Annotated in this window: 14 protein-coding genes and 1 other annotated feature; of the genes, 3 read left to right on the top strand and 11 right to left on the bottom strand. The window is 30.6% G+C overall.

The genetic code is table 11. The annotated features are described in order from the left end of the window. Positions 1 to 18: 18 nt before the first annotated feature. Entirely contained in the window at positions 19 to 1,212 is a 1,194-nt protein-coding gene (locus BD821_RS04665) for a glycine C-acetyltransferase (RefSeq protein ID WP_104409535.1), read from the bottom strand. A 415-nt stretch (positions 1,213 to 1,627) separates the two neighbouring features. Here BD821_RS04665 and BD821_RS04660 point away from each other — a divergent pair, with 415 nt between their 5' ends. Together BD821_RS04660 and BD821_RS04655 are read left to right on the top strand one after the other, a co-directional pair. Continuing rightward, positions 1,628 to 2,815 carry a dicarboxylate/amino acid:cation symporter gene (locus BD821_RS04660; protein WP_104409534.1) on the top strand — a complete coding sequence of 396 codons (1,188 nt, stop codon included), beginning with the start codon at positions 1,628 to 1,630 and terminating at the stop codon, positions 2,813 to 2,815. A gap of 207 nt (positions 2,816 to 3,022) precedes the next feature. After that, on the top strand, positions 3,023 to 4,390 hold the full coding sequence (locus BD821_RS04655) for an MATE family efflux transporter (protein WP_226104337.1): 1,368 nt from the start codon (positions 3,023 to 3,025) through the stop codon (positions 4,388 to 4,390). A 164-nt stretch (positions 4,391 to 4,554) separates the two neighbouring features. Here BD821_RS04655 and BD821_RS04650 read toward each other — a convergent pair whose 3' ends face one another. From BD821_RS04650 to BD821_RS04635, 4 genes are all read right to left on the bottom strand, one after another. Then, positions 4,555 to 6,213, bottom strand: coding sequence for a putative ABC transporter permease subunit (locus BD821_RS04650; RefSeq protein ID WP_104409533.1), 1,659 nt, complete (start codon positions 6,211 to 6,213; stop codon positions 4,555 to 4,557). After that, the gene (locus BD821_RS04645) at positions 6,206 to 6,931 is read right to left on the bottom strand and encodes an ABC transporter ATP-binding protein (RefSeq protein WP_029451550.1); all 726 of its coding nucleotides are present in this window, start codon (positions 6,929 to 6,931) and stop codon (positions 6,206 to 6,208) included. Before BD821_RS04645 ends, BD821_RS04650 begins: the two co-directional genes overlap by 8 nt. 151 nt (positions 6,932 to 7,082) lie before the next feature. Continuing rightward, positions 7,083 to 7,595, bottom strand: a complete 513-nt coding sequence (locus tag BD821_RS04640; RefSeq protein ID WP_242971461.1) for a spore maturation protein — start codon at positions 7,593 to 7,595, stop codon at positions 7,083 to 7,085. Between the two features lie 28 nt (positions 7,596 to 7,623). Next, positions 7,624 to 8,199 carry a nucleoside recognition domain-containing protein gene (locus tag BD821_RS04635; protein ID WP_104409532.1) on the bottom strand — a complete coding sequence of 192 codons (576 nt, stop codon included), beginning with the start codon at positions 8,197 to 8,199 and terminating at the stop codon, positions 7,624 to 7,626. 215 nt (positions 8,200 to 8,414) lie between these two features. On the opposite strand from BD821_RS04635, the gene BD821_RS04630 reads away from it, so the two are divergent. Further along, the gene (locus BD821_RS04630; protein ID WP_029451553.1) at positions 8,415 to 8,657 is read left to right on the top strand and encodes a hypothetical protein; all 243 of its coding nucleotides are present in this window, start codon (positions 8,415 to 8,417) and stop codon (positions 8,655 to 8,657) included. Positions 8,658 to 8,855: 198 nt separating this feature from the next. On the opposite strand, the gene BD821_RS04625 is transcribed toward BD821_RS04630, so the two are convergent. The 6 genes from BD821_RS04625 to ileS all read right to left on the bottom strand — a co-directional run bounded on the left by BD821_RS04625 (position 8,856) and on the right by ileS (position 16,576). Further along, positions 8,856 to 10,247, bottom strand: a complete 1,392-nt coding sequence (locus tag BD821_RS04625; protein WP_104409531.1) for an MATE family efflux transporter — start codon at positions 10,245 to 10,247, stop codon at positions 8,856 to 8,858. Position 10,248: 1 nt separating this feature from the next. Then, positions 10,249 to 10,707 carry a MarR family winged helix-turn-helix transcriptional regulator gene (locus BD821_RS04620; RefSeq protein ID WP_029451555.1) on the bottom strand — a complete coding sequence of 153 codons (459 nt, stop codon included), beginning with the start codon at positions 10,705 to 10,707 and terminating at the stop codon, positions 10,249 to 10,251. A gap of 86 nt (positions 10,708 to 10,793) precedes the next feature. Continuing rightward, complete coding sequence (locus tag BD821_RS04615) at positions 10,794 to 11,486, bottom strand: cytochrome c biogenesis CcdA family protein (RefSeq protein WP_104409530.1); 693 nt, start codon at positions 11,484 to 11,486, stop codon at positions 10,794 to 10,796. Beyond that, the gene (locus BD821_RS04610; RefSeq protein WP_169993991.1) at positions 11,479 to 11,928 is read right to left on the bottom strand and encodes a thioredoxin family protein; all 450 of its coding nucleotides are present in this window, start codon (positions 11,926 to 11,928) and stop codon (positions 11,479 to 11,481) included. The genes BD821_RS04615 and BD821_RS04610 overlap by 8 nt, the downstream gene beginning before the upstream one ends. A gap of 169 nt (positions 11,929 to 12,097) precedes the next feature. Next, on the bottom strand, positions 12,098 to 13,102 hold the full coding sequence (locus BD821_RS04605) for a LacI family DNA-binding transcriptional regulator (RefSeq protein ID WP_104409528.1): 1,005 nt from the start codon (positions 13,100 to 13,102) through the stop codon (positions 12,098 to 12,100). Positions 13,103 to 13,468: 366 nt separating this feature from the next. Beyond that, positions 13,469 to 16,576 carry an isoleucine--tRNA ligase gene (gene ileS / locus BD821_RS04600; RefSeq protein WP_104409527.1) on the bottom strand — a complete coding sequence of 1,036 codons (3,108 nt, stop codon included), beginning with the start codon at positions 16,574 to 16,576 and terminating at the stop codon, positions 13,469 to 13,471. A 393-nt stretch (positions 16,577 to 16,969) separates the two neighbouring features. Continuing rightward, positions 16,970 to 17,132 (bottom strand) — a binding site (T-box leader). Positions 17,133 to 17,496: the final 364 nt, after the last annotated feature.

Genomic DNA, 17,496 nt, shown 5'->3' with positions numbered 1-17,496 from the left:
CCTAAAATTTAGTTAATATTATTTAATTACACCTAATTCCTTACCAACCTTTTCATATATGGTAAGTGCCTTATCTAACATTTCCTTTGTATGAGCTGCTGTAGGCATATTTCTAACTCTTCCAGTTCCCATTGGTACTGTTGGGAATACTATAGACTTAGCATAAACTCCTTCTTCCATTAATCTTTTACTAAATTGTTGTGCTAATTTTTCTTCTCCTATTATACACGGAGTTATAGGTGTCTCACTATGACCTATATTAAATCCTAATTCCTTTAAACCCTTCTTTAAATAATTTCCATTTTCCCAAACCTTATCTACAAGATCTGTGCTTTTCGTCATTATATTTAAAGCTTCAATTATAGCTCCACAAGAAGCTGGTGTTAATGATGTTGAAAATAAGAAAGGTCTTGCTCTAACTTTTAACCAATCTATTAAATCTTGAGTACCAGCTACATATCCACCAACTACACCCATAGCTTTTGATAAAGTACCCATTTGGAAATCTACTTTATCAGATAGTCCAAAGTGCTTTACTGTTCCAACACCTTTTCCCATAACTCCTGAACCATGCGCATCATCTATATAGCTTATTAAATCAAACTCTTCTGCCGCCTCTACAAGTCCTGGTAAATTAACAACATCTCCGTCCATAGAGAAAACTCCATCACTAATAACCATTAACTTTTCATATAATCCACTTTCTTTTGCTTCTTTTGCTTTTACTTTCAAATCTTCCATGTCATTATGCTTATATCTTATAATCTTAGCTCCTGATAATTTACACCCATCTATTATAGATGCATGATTTAATTCATCAGATAATATAGCGTCCTTTTTATTCATAACTGCCTGTATAGCACCTGCATTACAATTAAATCCTGATTGAAATGCTATAGCAGCTTCTGTATGCTTAAATTCAGCTAATTTCTTTTCAAGTTCTTCATGTATTTTTAATGTTCCATTTATAGTTCTAACCGCTCCTGCACCTACACCATATTCATTAGTGGCTTTAATAGATGCTTCTATCATCTTAGCATTATTAGCTAATCCTAAATAGTTGTTTGATGATAAATTTATAAGCTCTTTGCCCTTCACTTTTATTATTGGACCATTAGCACTCTCCAAAACATTAATTTCATTATATAGGCCTTTGCTTTTTAAATCGTTAAGATTCTCATTTAAAAATTTCTGTAAAGCTTTGCTTCCCATATCATTGCCTCCTTATATTTAGTTCCATTCAGCAATATTGTTTCCCTCTGAGATACAATATTAATTTTATGTATGTATTTATTATATCAAACTTATTATCACATATCCATACTCTAATTTTGAAAGAATACTTAAATCTATTCTCTTATCCTACTGTTTACTAGTATTTACTCCTTCTTACTGCCATTTAAAAACGTTTTCATATTGTTGCATTTTTTTCTATTTTTAATACTAAAATTTTTATCTTTTCATTTGACTTTATAGTGTTTATGCTATATATTATGGTTAAAGTCATATTCAGAATATTTTAACAAACAATGGTTCACTATGTTGTTTTCTACATTTAATTTTTTAAAATCTATTTTATAAAAATTCATATAAACTCTAACATTAATAATTTAAAGGAGTGATTTAATTGGACAAGACAAAAAAAATTGGACTTATTCCAAAACTTATTGCTGCCATTATACTCGGTATACTTATTGGAAAGTTTATGCCTGAAGTTGTTGTAAAGGTATTTGTTACCTTTAGTTCTATATTTGGTAACTTTTTAGGATTCCTTATACCTTTAATAATTCTTGGTTTCATAGTATCGGGTATAGCAGATCTTGGAGGTAATGCAGGTAAACTCCTTGGAATTACTGCTGGTATTGCATACTTATCTACATTGATTTCTGGATTCTTTGCTTACATAGTTGGTGTAAATATATTCCCTAGTTTCATTAAAGCAACCAACATGATAAATGATGCTGTGAATCCAGAAGAACATCTTTTAAAACCTTTCTTTACCATTGAAATGGATCCAATAATGACTGTTATGAGTGCATTAGTATTCGCATTCTTATTAGGTCTTGGAATATCCGCAGTAAAAGGTGAAGGGCTTAAGAAAATTGCTTTTGAATTTCAACAAATAGTTGATAAAACAATTTCTAATGTTATCATACCCTTACTTCCAATCTACATCCTTAGTATATTTGCAAATATGACTTATGCTGGTGAGGTTGGACGAATTATATCTGTATTCTGGAAGGTATTCTTAATAGTAATTGCTATGCATTTATTAATAATATTAATTCAATTTACTATAGCTGGAGCGGTATCTAAGAAAAATGTATTCAGCATGATAAAGAATCAAGTTCCAGGTTACTTAACTGCAATAGGGACACAATCTTCAGCAGCTACTATACCAGTAAATTTAAAATGCGCTGAAAATAATGCTGTTTCTAAAGAAATTAGAGAGTTTGTAGTTCCTTTATGCGCAACTATACATTTATCAGGAAGTACCATAACGCTTACCTCTTGTGCTATAGCTGTTATGATGTTAAATAATGTAAGCTTTACATTGCCTCAAATGCTAGGTTTTATAGCAATGTTAGGTGTAACAATGGTTGCAGCTCCTGGTGTTCCAGGTGGTGCTGTAATGGCTGCACTTGGTGTTTTACAAACTAACCTTCACTTTACTGAAGCACAACTTGCGTTAATGATAGCCCTTTATATAACTCAAGATAGCTTTGGTACAGCTTGCAACATTTCTGGTGATAATGCAATTGCTGTAATAGTAGACAGCATATATAATAAAAAGAAAAAGGTATCTATGTCTTAGTTTTAAGTATAAATGTAGATTAATACAAGAACATTATAATTAAATATAGGCTTATGCCCTAAACCTAAATAGCAATAAGTAAAAGTAAATATACCTTTTCTTATTGCTATTTTATTTGAATAACTTTAATATTTTCAGTAACTCTCTATTTTTAAAGATGCTTATATAATATAATGATTACAGTATTAGAGTTAAGGAGGTTTTTTATTGTTTAAATATCAAAGATCTGACCTAAAAGATGTTCTTGAATTAGCGCTACCTGCTGTAGGTGAAAACATATTATATATGATGGTATGGGTATTTGATACAATGATGGTAGGCCGTTATGGTGGCAATATTGCTGTAAGTAGTGTTGGTCTTGGTTCTGAATTTATGTACGGCTTTTCTAACATTTTCATAGCAGTAGGTATTGGTGTAGGCATAACCTCCCTAGTTGCTAGAAGGGTTGGTGCAAATTTAAAATCCGCAGCCGAGGAATATTTAACTGTAGGTTTTATTATTGGAGGTATTCTATCTTTTATAGGATTTTTAATATTCTTTTTTGGAAGTTCTAAATTACTTTCTATTACTGGTGCGGATGATAATGTAATAGCTATGGGTACCCCTTATATGAGAATAGCTTCTATAGGAATATTTTTTAATATGTTAATGATCTTATTAAATTCTTCATTAAGAGGTTACGGAAATACTAAGACTCCCCTAGTAGCATCAATACTTATAAACATAGTAAATATAACTTTAGATTATGGTCTTATATTTGGTAATTTGGGGCTGCCAGAGCTTGGCATCCGTGGAGCTGCTCTAGCTACCACCATAGCTCAATTTCTAGGATTTTTGTTCATATTAAGCTATGTTATACATAAATCTCCTATAAAGCCTAGAATTAAATATGTAAAGAAAATAAAATTTTATAACTTTAGAGACTTGCTTCGATTATCTATTCCTTCTTCCATGCAAGAAGCTGCCTTTACTACAAGTAGAATAATAAGCAATCTCATGGTAATTAGTATGGGAACAGTAGCCTTTGCAGCTAACCAAATAACAACTACCATAGAATCCATATCTTTTATGCCCGGTTGGGGATTTGCCGTTGCTGCAACCACCTTAGTTGGTCATAAGGTTGGAGAAGGTAATCTAGAAAAAGCAGAAAAATATGCAAAGTTATCTATGATTTTAGGAACCTCTTTTATGATTATGTCTTCTTTACTATTTTTAATAGTACCAAATGGACTAATTAAATTGTTTATAAGCCCTAATGAGGTAGATGTTATAAACCTTGGTACACTTTGCCTTATGATAGCAGCTATAGAACAGCCTTTTATGGCTATATCCATGATAGTCGGAGGAGCTTTCAAAGGGCTTGGAAATACAAAGACACCTTTTAAGGTTTCTATAATATCTAGCTGGATAATAAGACTTCCGCTTATGTATATTGTTATATATAAACTACATCTAAATGTAGCTTGGGTATGGGTTGTAACTTCTGTACAGTGGATATTTGATGGTAGCATAATATATTACTTTTACAAAAAGAATCTAAATAAAAACTTAGTTAAACAAAATAAAGTTATCTAAACAAACTTATATACTTATAAATATAAAACAGCTGCTTTAACAAATTTATGTTAAATACAGCTGTTTTATTTATATCGCTTTGTATTTTTCTATTTATTCCTATTCTAATAAACTGTGTATAACTCCCTACATATTATTTAAGTATGGTTAATTTTCAACATAAATTATTCTATTCTTCCATATACTTCTTGCCCTTTACCATTTATATAATAAATAAGCAAAGCAATTATTAATACTATTACCACAACCAAAGATATAAATCCTATTAATAATGTTGGCTTTAATTTAAAGAATAAGTATATGTTTAGTCCTCCAATTAAAATTGATATTACAAAGCTTATAAATGAATTGATATTTTGTTTAACTGCCTTTTGTTCATTATCCCAGTTAAGCTTTGGTCTATTTATGTCTATAACAACACCTAAAGTAGATGTGAAAACACTTCCTAAAATAGATATTATGAATATAGATATAATGAGACTAAGAGGCAGCTTTAAAATAATTATCATTGCAGTAATTAATATAATGCTTATCATATTTACAATAACAGAAGATATTATTTTAGAAAAAATCTGTTCTCTATAAGTAATTGGTATATATTTATTTATAAACATAAGCTCTCCTTCTCTTGATATAGAAGTAGACGCCATAGCATTAGACCCGCTTATAAATAAAATTACGCTAAATGCTACTCCAAAAATAATACCTATCAACTTAGGATCTTTTACCTCACCTGTGATCTTCGTTAACATTTGTATATTATTAGGATCCATAAATCCATATATTATCATGAATATAGGAAATACAATGGTACCAACTACACAATTTAATAAGAATGCCGGTGTTCTAAATACAACCCTTAATTCTTTTATTACATATGATTTTATTTTTGAATTTTCAGAAGTTATTTTATCAAATTCTTTAGATTTCAACTCCTTCCTTTTAGAGAAAGATTCAGATGATCCCATAACTCCTTTAAAATAAAGTATTCTTGCTAATATCATAAATACTCCAAAAGATATTACGGTTATGAGTATGAATAATAATAAGTTCATAATACCCTTATTTACTGAAGTTGAAACTAAGGCTAATGCTGCTAATTTAGATGTAGGAAACATCCCTCCAAGTAAATTCATCATTGAATTATTACCTTTAGCGAAAACTTCAAGTAGGTTTTGCTCTCCCATATTAGATGAACTAGCTTTTTGAACTAAAAGGTTTACTCCAAGCCCTGAAAATATAGCAAGTATACCCCCTACAACCCTAAAAGCATCTTTATGTTTTCCTAAATTGGTAAATCTCATTATAACCATATTTAGTATTGAAGCTAACACTAATGGCATAACGGGTAGAAGTAAAAATATAATTATAGAAATCATCCAATAGCTTATTCCCGTATTAGCCTTAACACCATACCCAATTATTACAGGTAAAAGCACGATAAGCTCAGTTAAATATTCATATATTAAAACTGTTATGAACTTAGCTGAAAGTATTTCATCTGCTTTTAAAGGTAATGGTAAAAGAGCCTCAATATCTTTAGAAAAGTAAAATGTAGTAAGCACATATATAATCCCAAATATAAAAATAATAAAGCTAACCATGGAAAATGCTAGGCTCAAAATTATACCTTCTTGTCCCATTACAGCGAAATCTTTATATATAGATGCTGTAAAAGTACCTATAGGTACACCTATGGACATTACAAGTATTAATCCTAAAAATATATTTAAAATCATTGATGGAAATTTACTTTTTCGCTTCCCTTCATTTCCACTGCCATTTTTAAACAATACCTTAATCAATATAAATATCTTACTCATTTTCAGTCATCTCCAAGAATATATTTTCTAATGAAGAATTTTCTTTCATATGTTCTTTTATCTCTTGAAGTGTTCCACAAAATAATATCTTACCTTTATTTATTATAGCTACTCTATCACATACCTTTTCTGCAACCTCAAGTACATGTGTAGAAAAAAATACTGTATTACCAGAAGCTGCATGTTCTTTCATCATCTCTTTTAACATATATGAAGACTTTGGATCAAGTCCTGTAAGTGGCTCATCTAATATCCATATAGATGGATCATGTATAAGCACTGCCATTATAACTATCTTTTGCCTCATACCATGTGAGTAACTTTGTATTTTATCCCCTAGAGCATTACTCATCTCAAACCTACGAGATAAATTTTCAATTCGCTCTTTCCTTAAAGCTTTTGGCACTTCATATAAATCAGCCATAAAATTAAGATACTCTATACCTTTTAATCTTAAAAACATATCTGGATTGTCAGGTACAAATCCAAATTGTTTTTTAGCCTCTATTGAATCTTCTTTTATATTTATACCATTTAGCTTTATTTCTCCTGAATCTTGACTTATAATACCTGTCATCATCTTTATTGCAGTAGTTTTCCCAGCACCATTTGGTCCCAAAAATCCAAATATTTCTCCATCTTTTATAGTTATGTTTATATTATCTGCAGCTTTGATTGTTCCATTATAACTTTTACTTACATTGTTAAGTTCTATCATATTTAATCCCCCCCATATTATGTATTAAATATAATTTTATATTAAATATTATCTATTATCAACTTTTAAAACATGCATTAAGTCGTATAATATACCTCTTAATGCATGTTACTAAACTCTATCTTCGATTTTCATATCAATCTAATATAAATTAATTAAAATATAAATTAACTAAAGTCACCGATATTATTATAGCCGTTATATCTGCCATAATAGCTGCCCATAGAGTATGTCTTATCTTCTTTACTCCAACCGCTCCAAAGTATACAGTTACAGTATAAAATATGGTTTCTGTTGAGCCCATAAGTATTGATGCTATAAGTCCTATTTTACTATCTGCTCCATACTGCCTAATAGTTTCCGTAAATACTCCTAAAGCTCCACTGCCTGAAAGTGGCTTTATAAAAATTAATGGTACCAATTCTGCGGGAACACCTATTACACTCATTATAGGTTTAAATACTCTTACCAAAAGGTCTAAAGCTCCTGACTGCCTAAATATGGTGACTGCTAAAAGCATAGCTAAAAGATATGGAAATATTCTAAAGCAAACACTTACCCCCTCCTTTGCCCCCTCAACAAAACATTCGTATATTTTTACGCCTTTTATCCCTCCGTAACCTACTATGGCTAGTATAATTATAGGTATAATTCCTTTAAGCATATATGAAACCATAATTATTCACCCCACCTTAAAAAAATCTTTCTAATACTTTACAACAAATTATACCTACCATAGCCGCAATTGATGTAGTTATAATTACAGGTACTATTATAATTGCGGCGTTGTTTGATCCTTCAACTGCTCTTAAAGATATTACTGTAGTTGGGATTAATTGAATGCAAGCAGCGTTAAGCACTAAAAATAATGCCATATCATTGCTTGCTGTATCACCATGGTTATTTAATTCTTGGAGTCGTTCCATTGCCTTAATTCCAAAAGGAGTGGCTGCATTTGATAACCCCATAATATTAGCACTTAAATTCATAACAATTGCACCTAAAGCTTTCTCATCTTTTGCTGCATCTTTAAATAAAACTTTTAATATAGGTAAAAGTAACCTTGATATCTTTTCTGTAAGACCACTTTTTTCTGCTATTTTCATTATTCCAGACCAAAGGCTAATAATACCTAAAAGTCCTAGTGTAAGATTTACAGTAGAGCTAGAAGAATCTATAATTGCTTTAGATATTATTTCAGCCTTCCCAAAGAAGAGCCCCAAAATTATACTTACAACTATCATAAAAAACCAAATGTAATTAATCATATTTTCCTCCCATCCTAATCCTAACTTATATAATTTAAGTCACATGTTTTATAATACATGATTAATATATATGATTACTTTAAATTATTAAGACTGTTAAGATTTAAATACAGTAGTTGCATTTAAAATATAATAGTGCTACCATAAAAGCTGTATAAATATTAAAATATCAATATGATTTGATTATATATGAAAGGTTTGTTTAGATAATTATGATGACTATAAGAGATATTATGAAATATATTGAAAGTGAATACAAAGTTATAAACCAGACACCTTGCGAGGTTTGTGGTGGGGAATATTTAACTGAAGATTTAGACATAACTTTAGTGGACGGTGTTCCATTTGATGTTTGTGATTGTGTATGTGCCAGTTGCGGGTATATAAAGTCCTTCATGTTTACTGCACCATTTGTAGAGGAAGATAACGGTCTAGAAATAATAAAAAGAATGAATTAAAAATATCACAACTATAATAACTTAATTGTATTTAAATCTAGATTTTGAAATACAATTAACAAATTTAAAAAAGATGATTTCTACATTAATTAGAAATCATCTTTTTTTAATTACCAATATTTATAAAATTATTAATTGCTTGTTTAAATACTTTACGCTATAGAAAAGCACTTAATTAAATTTAAATATTTATAATAACTAAGCTAGCTTAGAATTTTGTACTATAGACTCATTATGTGCGACATTTAAACCTTTCATCTCTTTTACTATTAATATTCCTGTTATAACTGAAGCTAATGCGTCTGATATAGGTCCAGCAAGCCACACTCCTACAAGACCTAGCCCTTTTATGTTTGGAAGTATAATTAATAAGGGAATTAATAAGATTACTTGTCTTAGCATACCTAAAAACATTGCAAGTCTTGCCTTACCTACAGCTTGAAAATAATTTGAACTAACTATTTGAAATCCTATTACTGGCAGCATAAATAAGTATATTCTTATACCCTGAGTACCTATTCTTAAAAGTTCAGGATCTTTATTAAAGAATCCAACTATCTTATCTGGAAATGCTTGAATTAATATGAATCCTATAATAGCAATTATCGTGGCCACCGTAACCGCTGTCTTTAAAGTATCTTTTACTCTCTTATAGTTTCCTGCTCCATAATTAAACCCGATTATAGGCTGAGCTCCTTGGTTTAATCCAAACATGGGCATTAAAAATATAAGTGACACACTATTTATAACAGCCATAGCACCTATAGCTAAATCACCACCGTTAGCCTTTAGAGCCTTGTTTGCTGTTATTGCAACTAAACTAGCTGCAATTTGCATAGAAAAAGGTGCTACACCTATAGAAAATATATTTTTTACAACCTTTTTATCTAATTTCATGTTTTCTTTTTTTATTTTTATAGTACTTTTATTTCCGAAAAAATAACTCAATACCCATGTAGCGGAGACTACTTGAGATATAACCGTTGCAATTGCAGCTCCCTTAATTCCCATATCAAATGTAAATATAAATATAGGATCTAATATTGTATTAAGCAAGGCTCCTATTAACATAGTTATCATAGCCATTTTAGGATTTCCTTCTGCTCTTATAAGACTATTCATAGAAAATGCCATTGAGTTGAATATAGTTCCCATAAGAATTACATCTATATACTCTTTTGCATATCCAAAGGTTTCACTACTAGATCCTAAAATCTTAAGTAATGGTCCAACAAATATAAGACCTAAAATCGTAATTGCTATACTTATTATTACATTTAAAACAAATGCGTTACCTACAATCTTTTCAGCTTCCTTGAATTTCTTTTTACCAAGCTTTATGGACATAGCTGCCCCTGAACCTATACCAACTAGCATTCCGAAAGCCATTATTATTGTGGTTATAGGTAGTGTTAATCCAACTCCTGTTATAGCAATATGCCCTACATCTTTTATATGTCCTATGTAAAGTCTATCTACTATATTATAAAAAGCATTCACTAACATTCCAACAATAGCTGGAATAGAAAATTTAGCAAGTAGTTCCCCTATTGGCTCTATACCAAGCCTCTTTTGTCTGTCAAATTCCATATTATCTCTCCTTTATTAAAACCTCTTTTTGATTATCTACCATTCTTTTGAATAAATTTAAAAGAGTATTCTTTTCATCTTCAGTAAAATCCGAGGAAATAATCTTACTCCAGCTTTTTAGTATAACAAAAAATTCGTCTTCAATACCTAAAGCTTTTTCTGTTACAAAAACCCTTCGAATTCTTTTATCCTTTAAATCTACCTCTCTTTTTATATATCCTTCTTCTTCTAACTTTTTTAAGGCTCTTGCTGTAGTTCCTTTATCCATTAAAAGATTATTACTTATACATTCTTGGCTAACCCCATTATGTTCAAAAACATAAGATAAAAATCCAAATTGTCCACTGCCTATATTAAATTTAGCAAACTCTTTTGAGTAATGCATTCCACCTAATCTATATAATATTGATATATAATGTCCTATAGTCTTGCCATAATAAACTTTATTATCTTTACCCATAATCCCTCCTAAAAAAATAATAGTTGCATCAGCAACTATTATCTTAATACAAAACAGTTGTTGATGCAACTATAATTTAAAACTTTTTATATTCCTAATGAAAATAAATATATCCCAAGCAAAATTATAAGTACTCCAAGAAACAATCTCAATGCATTTCCAACCTTAACTGTTTTTGGTGAACTACTCAAATGTTCTACAAATCCAACTGAAGTACCTGCTAATATTATTAGGGCGCAATGTCCAAGTGAATACAATAAAAGCATTCCTATACCTAAAGTTATATTAGCCTTACCTGCAACAAAGGTTAGTATAGCTGCCAATACTGGTGTAGCGCAAGGTGAAGACAGAGCCCCACCTAAAATTCCTAATACAAAAGCTCCAAAAAAGCCTTTTCTAGTGCTTGGTACTTTGCAACTATTTTGAGACCTTCCTAAATTTATAACTCCTAAAAGTTGTAATCCACTTAATATCATTATAGCAGCCAATACTATATACCAGAGCCTTCCGGCTCCAGAGAAGAATCTTCCAAGTACTGCTGATAAAATTCCTATTAAAGTGAATGTAAATATAATACCCAAACTAAATACTAGTGAATACTTAAATGCAACCTTTTTATCTTTTACTTTATTACCTTCCATATACCCGACAATTAAAGGTACTGAAGACAATACACAAGGACTAAATGAAGATACAATTCCTGCAACAAAAGACATAACAAGTGCAATCCAAACACTATTACTGATTATATTGTTGAAATTCGAAAGAAAATTATTCATCTGCCACTACCCCCATGGAGTTAAATACCTTCTCTATGTCTTCTAGTGTAAGCATGCCTTCGTATCTACTCTTTATCTTTTTATCTTTATCAAGAAAAATAAATGTGGGCATAAGTCTTACTTTATATCTTTGTGCTAAATCATTATTTTCTGGTGATTCAATATTTACCTTTTTAACTTTAACCTTATCTCCATATTTATTATTAAATTCTTCTAAAACTGGTTCCATACGCCTACATGCAGGACATGTAGGTGAACCTAATTCTAAAAGAACTGGTATATCACTATCTTTATCATCATCTGGGTTATATCTTTCAAAAGCTATACCTTTTTCTTCACCCTGGTTTTTAATATCATTTTTCTTAGATCCTTTAGCATAATATACACCAAACAGTGCTAAAGCAATTACTATTACTATTAAAAGTTTTATCCATCTTTTCAAATTAACACTTCCTTTCACATACCCTCATATGGTATATATTAAAGTAAAGTAATTACTATGTCAATTATTTTAAAAATATGATTGTGTCTTTACATTAGAATGTCTTTTTATTTTATTATATTAAAAAGGTTAGTAAAAATGCATTAATCCATTTTTACTAACCTTTTAATTACTTTTTACAAGAATCTCTTTCTACTAATATATATGGAAGCTCAAAATGCTTTTGGTCTAGTTCTTTTTCTTTATTATTCACAAGTTTTATAAGCATTCTCATGGCTACAGACCCCATATCATACATTGGTTGAGATATAGTTGTAAGCTTTGGATAAAATATAGATGCTAAATATAAGTCATTAAAACCTACTACATCAATATCTTCTGGAACTAATATTCCTTTTGATCTTAGTGCATTTATAGCACCCATAGCTATCTCATCTGATGCACAAAATATAGCGTCTATATTTTCCCTTTCTATGAGCCTTTCGACTCCCTCATACCCTGTTTGAGCTTTTAAGTCCCCAAAATACGCCAAGTCCTCGCTAAAGCTTAATTCACTTTCATCTATAGCCTCTTTATAGCCAAGGTACCTTAAACTCCAAGCGTTTTTAACATTTTTAGGTGTACCTATGTAAGCTATGTTCTTATTTCCTTTGTCTATAAGATACTTTGTAGCATCATAAGCAGCCTGTTTATTATCTATGGTGACACTAGGAAGATTCCCTTCCTCATCCTTACTTTCTACAAGCACTGTAGAAAGTTCTAATTCTTTTATAAGATCTAAAATCTCTGGTTCAAGAGAAGTACTCATATACAATACTCCATCTATCATTTTTTCCTTTAGAACTCTTAAGTATTCCTTTTCCTTTTCTAAATCTGAATCTGAATTACAGAGCATTACGTTATAATCATATATGTTAGCAACATCCTCTGTACCTCTTACTATCTCTGGATAAAACTGATTAGATATGTCTGGTACTAATATCCCTATAGTTTTTGTTTTTTGTGTTTTCAAGCTCCTAGCTACTATATTGGGTCTATATGCTAATTTTTTTATAGCCTCTACCACTTTCTTTTTTGTGTCCTCGTTTACTACGTCTACATCGTTTAAAACTCTTGAAACGGTAGCAATTGATACTCCCGCTTCTCGAGCTACATCCTTAATTGAAGATGCCATATCTTTTCCTCCTCTTTTATAAAAAGCTATGCTTTCTTAATATGTAATGGATTATTCATAATTAATATTTTACACATATATTTAAATTTTAAAAATAAAGTTATATACTCCATAAATGAAATTTATTATTCGTAATACTATTAGTAAGATTTCAATCCAAATAACATTTTATTGTATTTATCAATATTATACCATATATTCTTATTATCCGTATTTTTTCATTTATAATACCACTTTATGAATTAAATAATCTGCAAGAGAATTAATTCTCTTGCAGATTATTTTTAATTATTACCATATTATATAGGTTAAATTCTTAATTTTAAAATTATAGGATAAATTATTTAGTGATAATTATAAATTTATTTATCTAACTACAGCAATGTCTAACTCTTCACCATTTATATTAAATGTATTATAATTAGCCTCTTCACTATATATTACATTTTGTGATAAGGTTTCTCGCTTTATTACATCCTCAAATTTCTTTACAACTAGAAGAAGTCTTTCATTGTTAGATACATATAGGCTTATCTTGTCTGCAACTTCAAATCCACTTTCTTTTCTAATATTTTGGATTTTACTTATTATCTCTCTTAAATGACCTTCTTCTTTTAATTCTTCTGAAATAGTAGTATCTAAAACTACCCCTATTTGTTCTTCACCTGCAAATGCAAAACCTTCAAGTCCTTGCATTGTCACTAATAAATTGTTAGAATCTAAAACTATTTCTGTTTCATTTACATTTATAGTTACAGTTCCCCCACTTTGTATTGTGCCTGCAAATTCCATTTGGTTTTTTGAAGCTATTTCTTTTTTTATTCCAGGTATAAGCTTACCATAAGGCTTACCAAGTACAGGTAAATTTGGTTTCAACTCAAAATTAACATATTCAGATAAGTCAGCCCCAAATTCCACTACCTTTATATTAAGCTCATCTTTTATGATACTTCCATAATATGCGGGTAAAGATGTAGTATTTATAAGCATCTTAGATAATGGCTGCCTATTTTTTATATTAGCACCATTTCTAGCACTTCTACCTAACTTCACTATCTTATATGCCATATCCATTTCTCTTTCAAGATTTTCATCTACTAATTGCTCATTATATTCTGGCCATGAACAAAGATGTAGACTTTCCTTAGCATCTTTGTCAAAGCTTACCACAAGATTTTGATATATTTCTTCTGTCATAAATGGAATAAATGGAGCTGATACTTTACATACTGTTACAAGTACATTATAAAGAGTCATATATGCTCCTATTTTATCATCTGTAAGATCTTCACTCCAATATCTAGACCTATTTCTTCTTACATACCAATTAGATAATTCATCTACAAACCCTTCTATAGCTAAAGCTGCTTGAGTTATCTTGTAACCTTCAAGGTTTACATCTACAGTTTTTACTAAGGTATTTAATTTAGATATTATCCATTTATCCATTATGTTTTCTGATTTAAAGTCTTTATATTCCATTGGATTAAACTGATCTATTTCCGCATATAAAACATAAAATGAATATACATTCCATAATGTACTAAGGAACTTTCTTTGAGCTTCTGCCACATCATCCTTCGAAAATCTTGTTGGAAGCCATGGTGCACTTGCAGTATAAAAATGCCACCTTGTAGCATCTGCTCCTTGGCTTTCTATAACCTCAACAGGATCCACAACATTTCCCTTATGTTTTGACATCTTTATTCCTTTTTTATCTAGAACGTGTCCTAGTACCACACTGTTTTCAAAAGGTATTTCATCGAACACAGCTGTTGATATAGCAATAAGTGTATAAAACCATCCTCTTGTTTGATCTACAGCCTCTGATATAAATTGTGCTGGGAAATTAGCTTCAAATAATTCTTTGTTTTCAAAAGGATAGTGATGTTGTGCAAAAGGCATTGATCCAGAATCAAACCAGCAATCTATAACCTCGTGAGTCCTAATCATATCTTTACCACAGTTTTCACATTTTAAATGTACATTATCTATATAAGGTTTATGAAGTTCTATGCCTTCCGGTACGTTTATACCTTTATTTTTTAACTCCTCAATACTTCCTATACATTCTCTATGACCACATTCACATTCCCATATTGGAAGAGGTGTTCCCCAGTATCTGTCCCTTGATATTCCCCAATCAATAACATTTTCTAAGAACTTACCCATTCTGCCTGTTCTTATATTATCTGGATGCCAATGTATTTTGTTATTATTTTCTATTAACTTTTCTCTTAAAGCAGTAGTTTTTACAAACCAGCTTTCTTTTGGATAATATAAAAGTGGTGTATCACACCTCCAACAATGTGGGTAAGAGTGAGTGAACTTTTCTGATTTAAATAACATTCCGTTTTCTTTCATGTATTCAAGTATTTTAGGATCAGCCTTCTTAACGAAAATTCCCTTCCAAGGTTCAACACAATCTATAAACTTACCTTCAGTATCAACCAAATTTATAAGTGGTAAGTTATGAGCCTTACATACCATACTGTCGTCTTCACCATAAGCAGGTGCTGTATGAACTATGCCTGTACCATCGGTCAATGTTACAAAATCACCATGTATTATAAAGAATGCCTTTTCTTCTGGAGTATAGAACTTAAATAACTGTTCATATTCAAGTCCTAATATTTCTTCTCCCTTAAATTCCTTCACTAATTCATATTCTATATCTCCAATTACAGAGTGTATAAGATCCTTTGCTAATATATAATATTCTTCTCCAACCTTAATCTCAGCATAATTATACTTCTTATTTATAGCAAGAGCTACATTAGAAGGTAATGTCCAAGGAGTTGTTGTCCAAGCTAATATATATTTATTTTCTTCTCCCTTAACTTTAAACTTAGTTACTGCGGTAGACTCTTTTACATCTTTATAACCCTGTGCTACTTCATGAGATGATAAGCTAGTTCCACATCTTGGGCAGTAAGGCATTACCTTGTGACCTTTATATAAAAGATCCTTTTTCCACATCTGATTTAAAGCCCACCAAACTGACTCTATATAATTATTATCATAAGTCACATAAGGGCTATCCATATCTACCCAAAACCCTATTTTCTCGGACATTTCTTTCCACATACTTGAATATGTAAAAACGCTTTCCTTACATTCTTGTATAAACTTTTCTACTCCATACTCTTCGATACCTTGTTTACCAGTTATGCCTAGTTTCTTTTCTATTTCAAGTTCTACTGGAAGACCATGCGTATCCCAGCCAGCTTTTCTTAAAACCTTATACCCCTTCATAACCTTATATCTTGGAATAAGATCTTTCATAACTCTAGTTAAAACGTGACCTATATGTGGCTTACCATTTGCTGTCGGAGGTCCATCATAAAATGTGAAATACCTTCCATCTTCGTTTAAATCAAAATTCTTTTGAATAACATCTTTTTCTTTCCAAAGTTTTAGTACACTCTTTTCCATGTCAACAAAACTTTTTGTTGGATCAATCTTTTTGTACATTTTAAATCTCCTTCCTATTTTATATATCTTTTATTTTAAATTTTATTTACTAAGTTATAAGCCTTTTAAAGTTAATACAAATAAAAAAACCCCATCCAACAGGACGAAGTTAAATTCGTTATACCACCTATAAAGGTTCGGCCAATAATATAAAATCAGCCAAAGTAACTCAAGTACATAAACAGATATCCCAAATCTAAAATTTAGTGATAGCTTCTTACTCATCTATATTTATCCGATGACTACCATCCGTAACACCCCTCTCCTCTTCAAGGTAGGGATGACGGCTGCTACGCCCCTGGATAAGTTCTTCTAAGACTTTGATGGAGATATGTATTTCTTATAAGTAAACTCCACGTGAGTCTAAGAATCACTTGATGAAGATGAGCTTTTTAACAATACTCTATCCTTTAACGCAGGCTTACGAGCAAGCTTACTTTATATTTCTGCCGCCAACTCCTAGGTGATCTTCTTTAAGTTATTCCTATGGCTTCCCATCTAGCGCCACTCTCTTTAAGGTTTAAACTTAAATACTTTTCCTATTCATAGTTTTTAATTATCCTTAATTATATTGTAAGTTCCATGCATTGTCAATCACAACATTGTGAATAGTTTTTTATCCGATGGCTACCATCCGTAACACCACTCTCCTCTTCAAGGTGGGAGATGACGGCTGCTACGCACCTTTATAAGTTCTTCTAGCCTTTGATGGAGAGCTGTATTCCTTATAAGCAAACTCCATATGAGTCTAAAAATCACTTGATACTATTTCTGACTACTAAAATTATAATCTAACAAACATTTACCACTTTATAATATACTTCGCTATAACTTCCTACTTTTACAATAACTTGTAAATTTAAGTCCATCACTATCAATTCCATTAAATCTTTGTGGAATTAGATTGTATATAATAAAAT

The organism is Clostridium algidicarnis DSM 15099 (genome assembly GCF_002934235.1).
Taxonomy (GTDB): domain Bacteria; phylum Bacillota; class Clostridia; order Clostridiales; family Clostridiaceae; genus Clostridium_L; species Clostridium_L algidicarnis.
This window is presented reverse-complemented; position numbering and strand designations above follow the sequence as displayed.

Bases quoted from the DNA above. Each gene is read 5' to 3' on its own strand.
- BD821_RS04645 (WP_029451550.1), bottom strand. From the start codon at position 6,931: ATGATAGAACTTAACAATGTAAGTAAAAGTTATAATGGAACAATCAAA.
- BD821_RS04650 (WP_104409533.1), bottom strand. From the start codon at position 6,213: ATGAGTAAGATATTTATATTGATTAAGGTATTGTTTAAAAATGGCAGT.
- ileS (WP_104409527.1), bottom strand. From the start codon at position 16,576: ATGTACAAAAAGATTGATCCAACAAAAAGTTTTGTTGACATGGAAAAG.
- BD821_RS04635 (WP_104409532.1), bottom strand. From the start codon at position 8,199: ATGATTAATTACATTTGGTTTTTTATGATAGTTGTAAGTATAATTTTG.
- BD821_RS04665 (WP_104409535.1), bottom strand. From the start codon at position 1,212: ATGGGAAGCAAAGCTTTACAGAAATTTTTAAATGAGAATCTTAACGAT.
- BD821_RS04625 (WP_104409531.1), bottom strand. From the start codon at position 10,247: ATGGAATTTGACAGACAAAAGAGGCTTGGTATAGAGCCAATAGGGGAA.
- BD821_RS04620 (WP_029451555.1), bottom strand. From the start codon at position 10,707: ATGGGTAAAGATAATAAAGTTTATTATGGCAAGACTATAGGACATTAT.
- BD821_RS04605 (WP_104409528.1), bottom strand. From the start codon at position 13,102: ATGGCATCTTCAATTAAGGATGTAGCTCGAGAAGCGGGAGTATCAATT.
- BD821_RS04615 (WP_104409530.1), bottom strand. From the start codon at position 11,486: ATGAATAATTTTCTTTCGAATTTCAACAATATAATCAGTAATAGTGTT.
- BD821_RS04640 (WP_242971461.1), bottom strand. From the start codon at position 7,595: ATGCTTAAAGGAATTATACCTATAATTATACTAGCCATAGTAGGTTAC.
- BD821_RS04630 (WP_029451553.1), top strand. From the start codon at position 8,415: ATGACTATAAGAGATATTATGAAATATATTGAAAGTGAATACAAAGTT.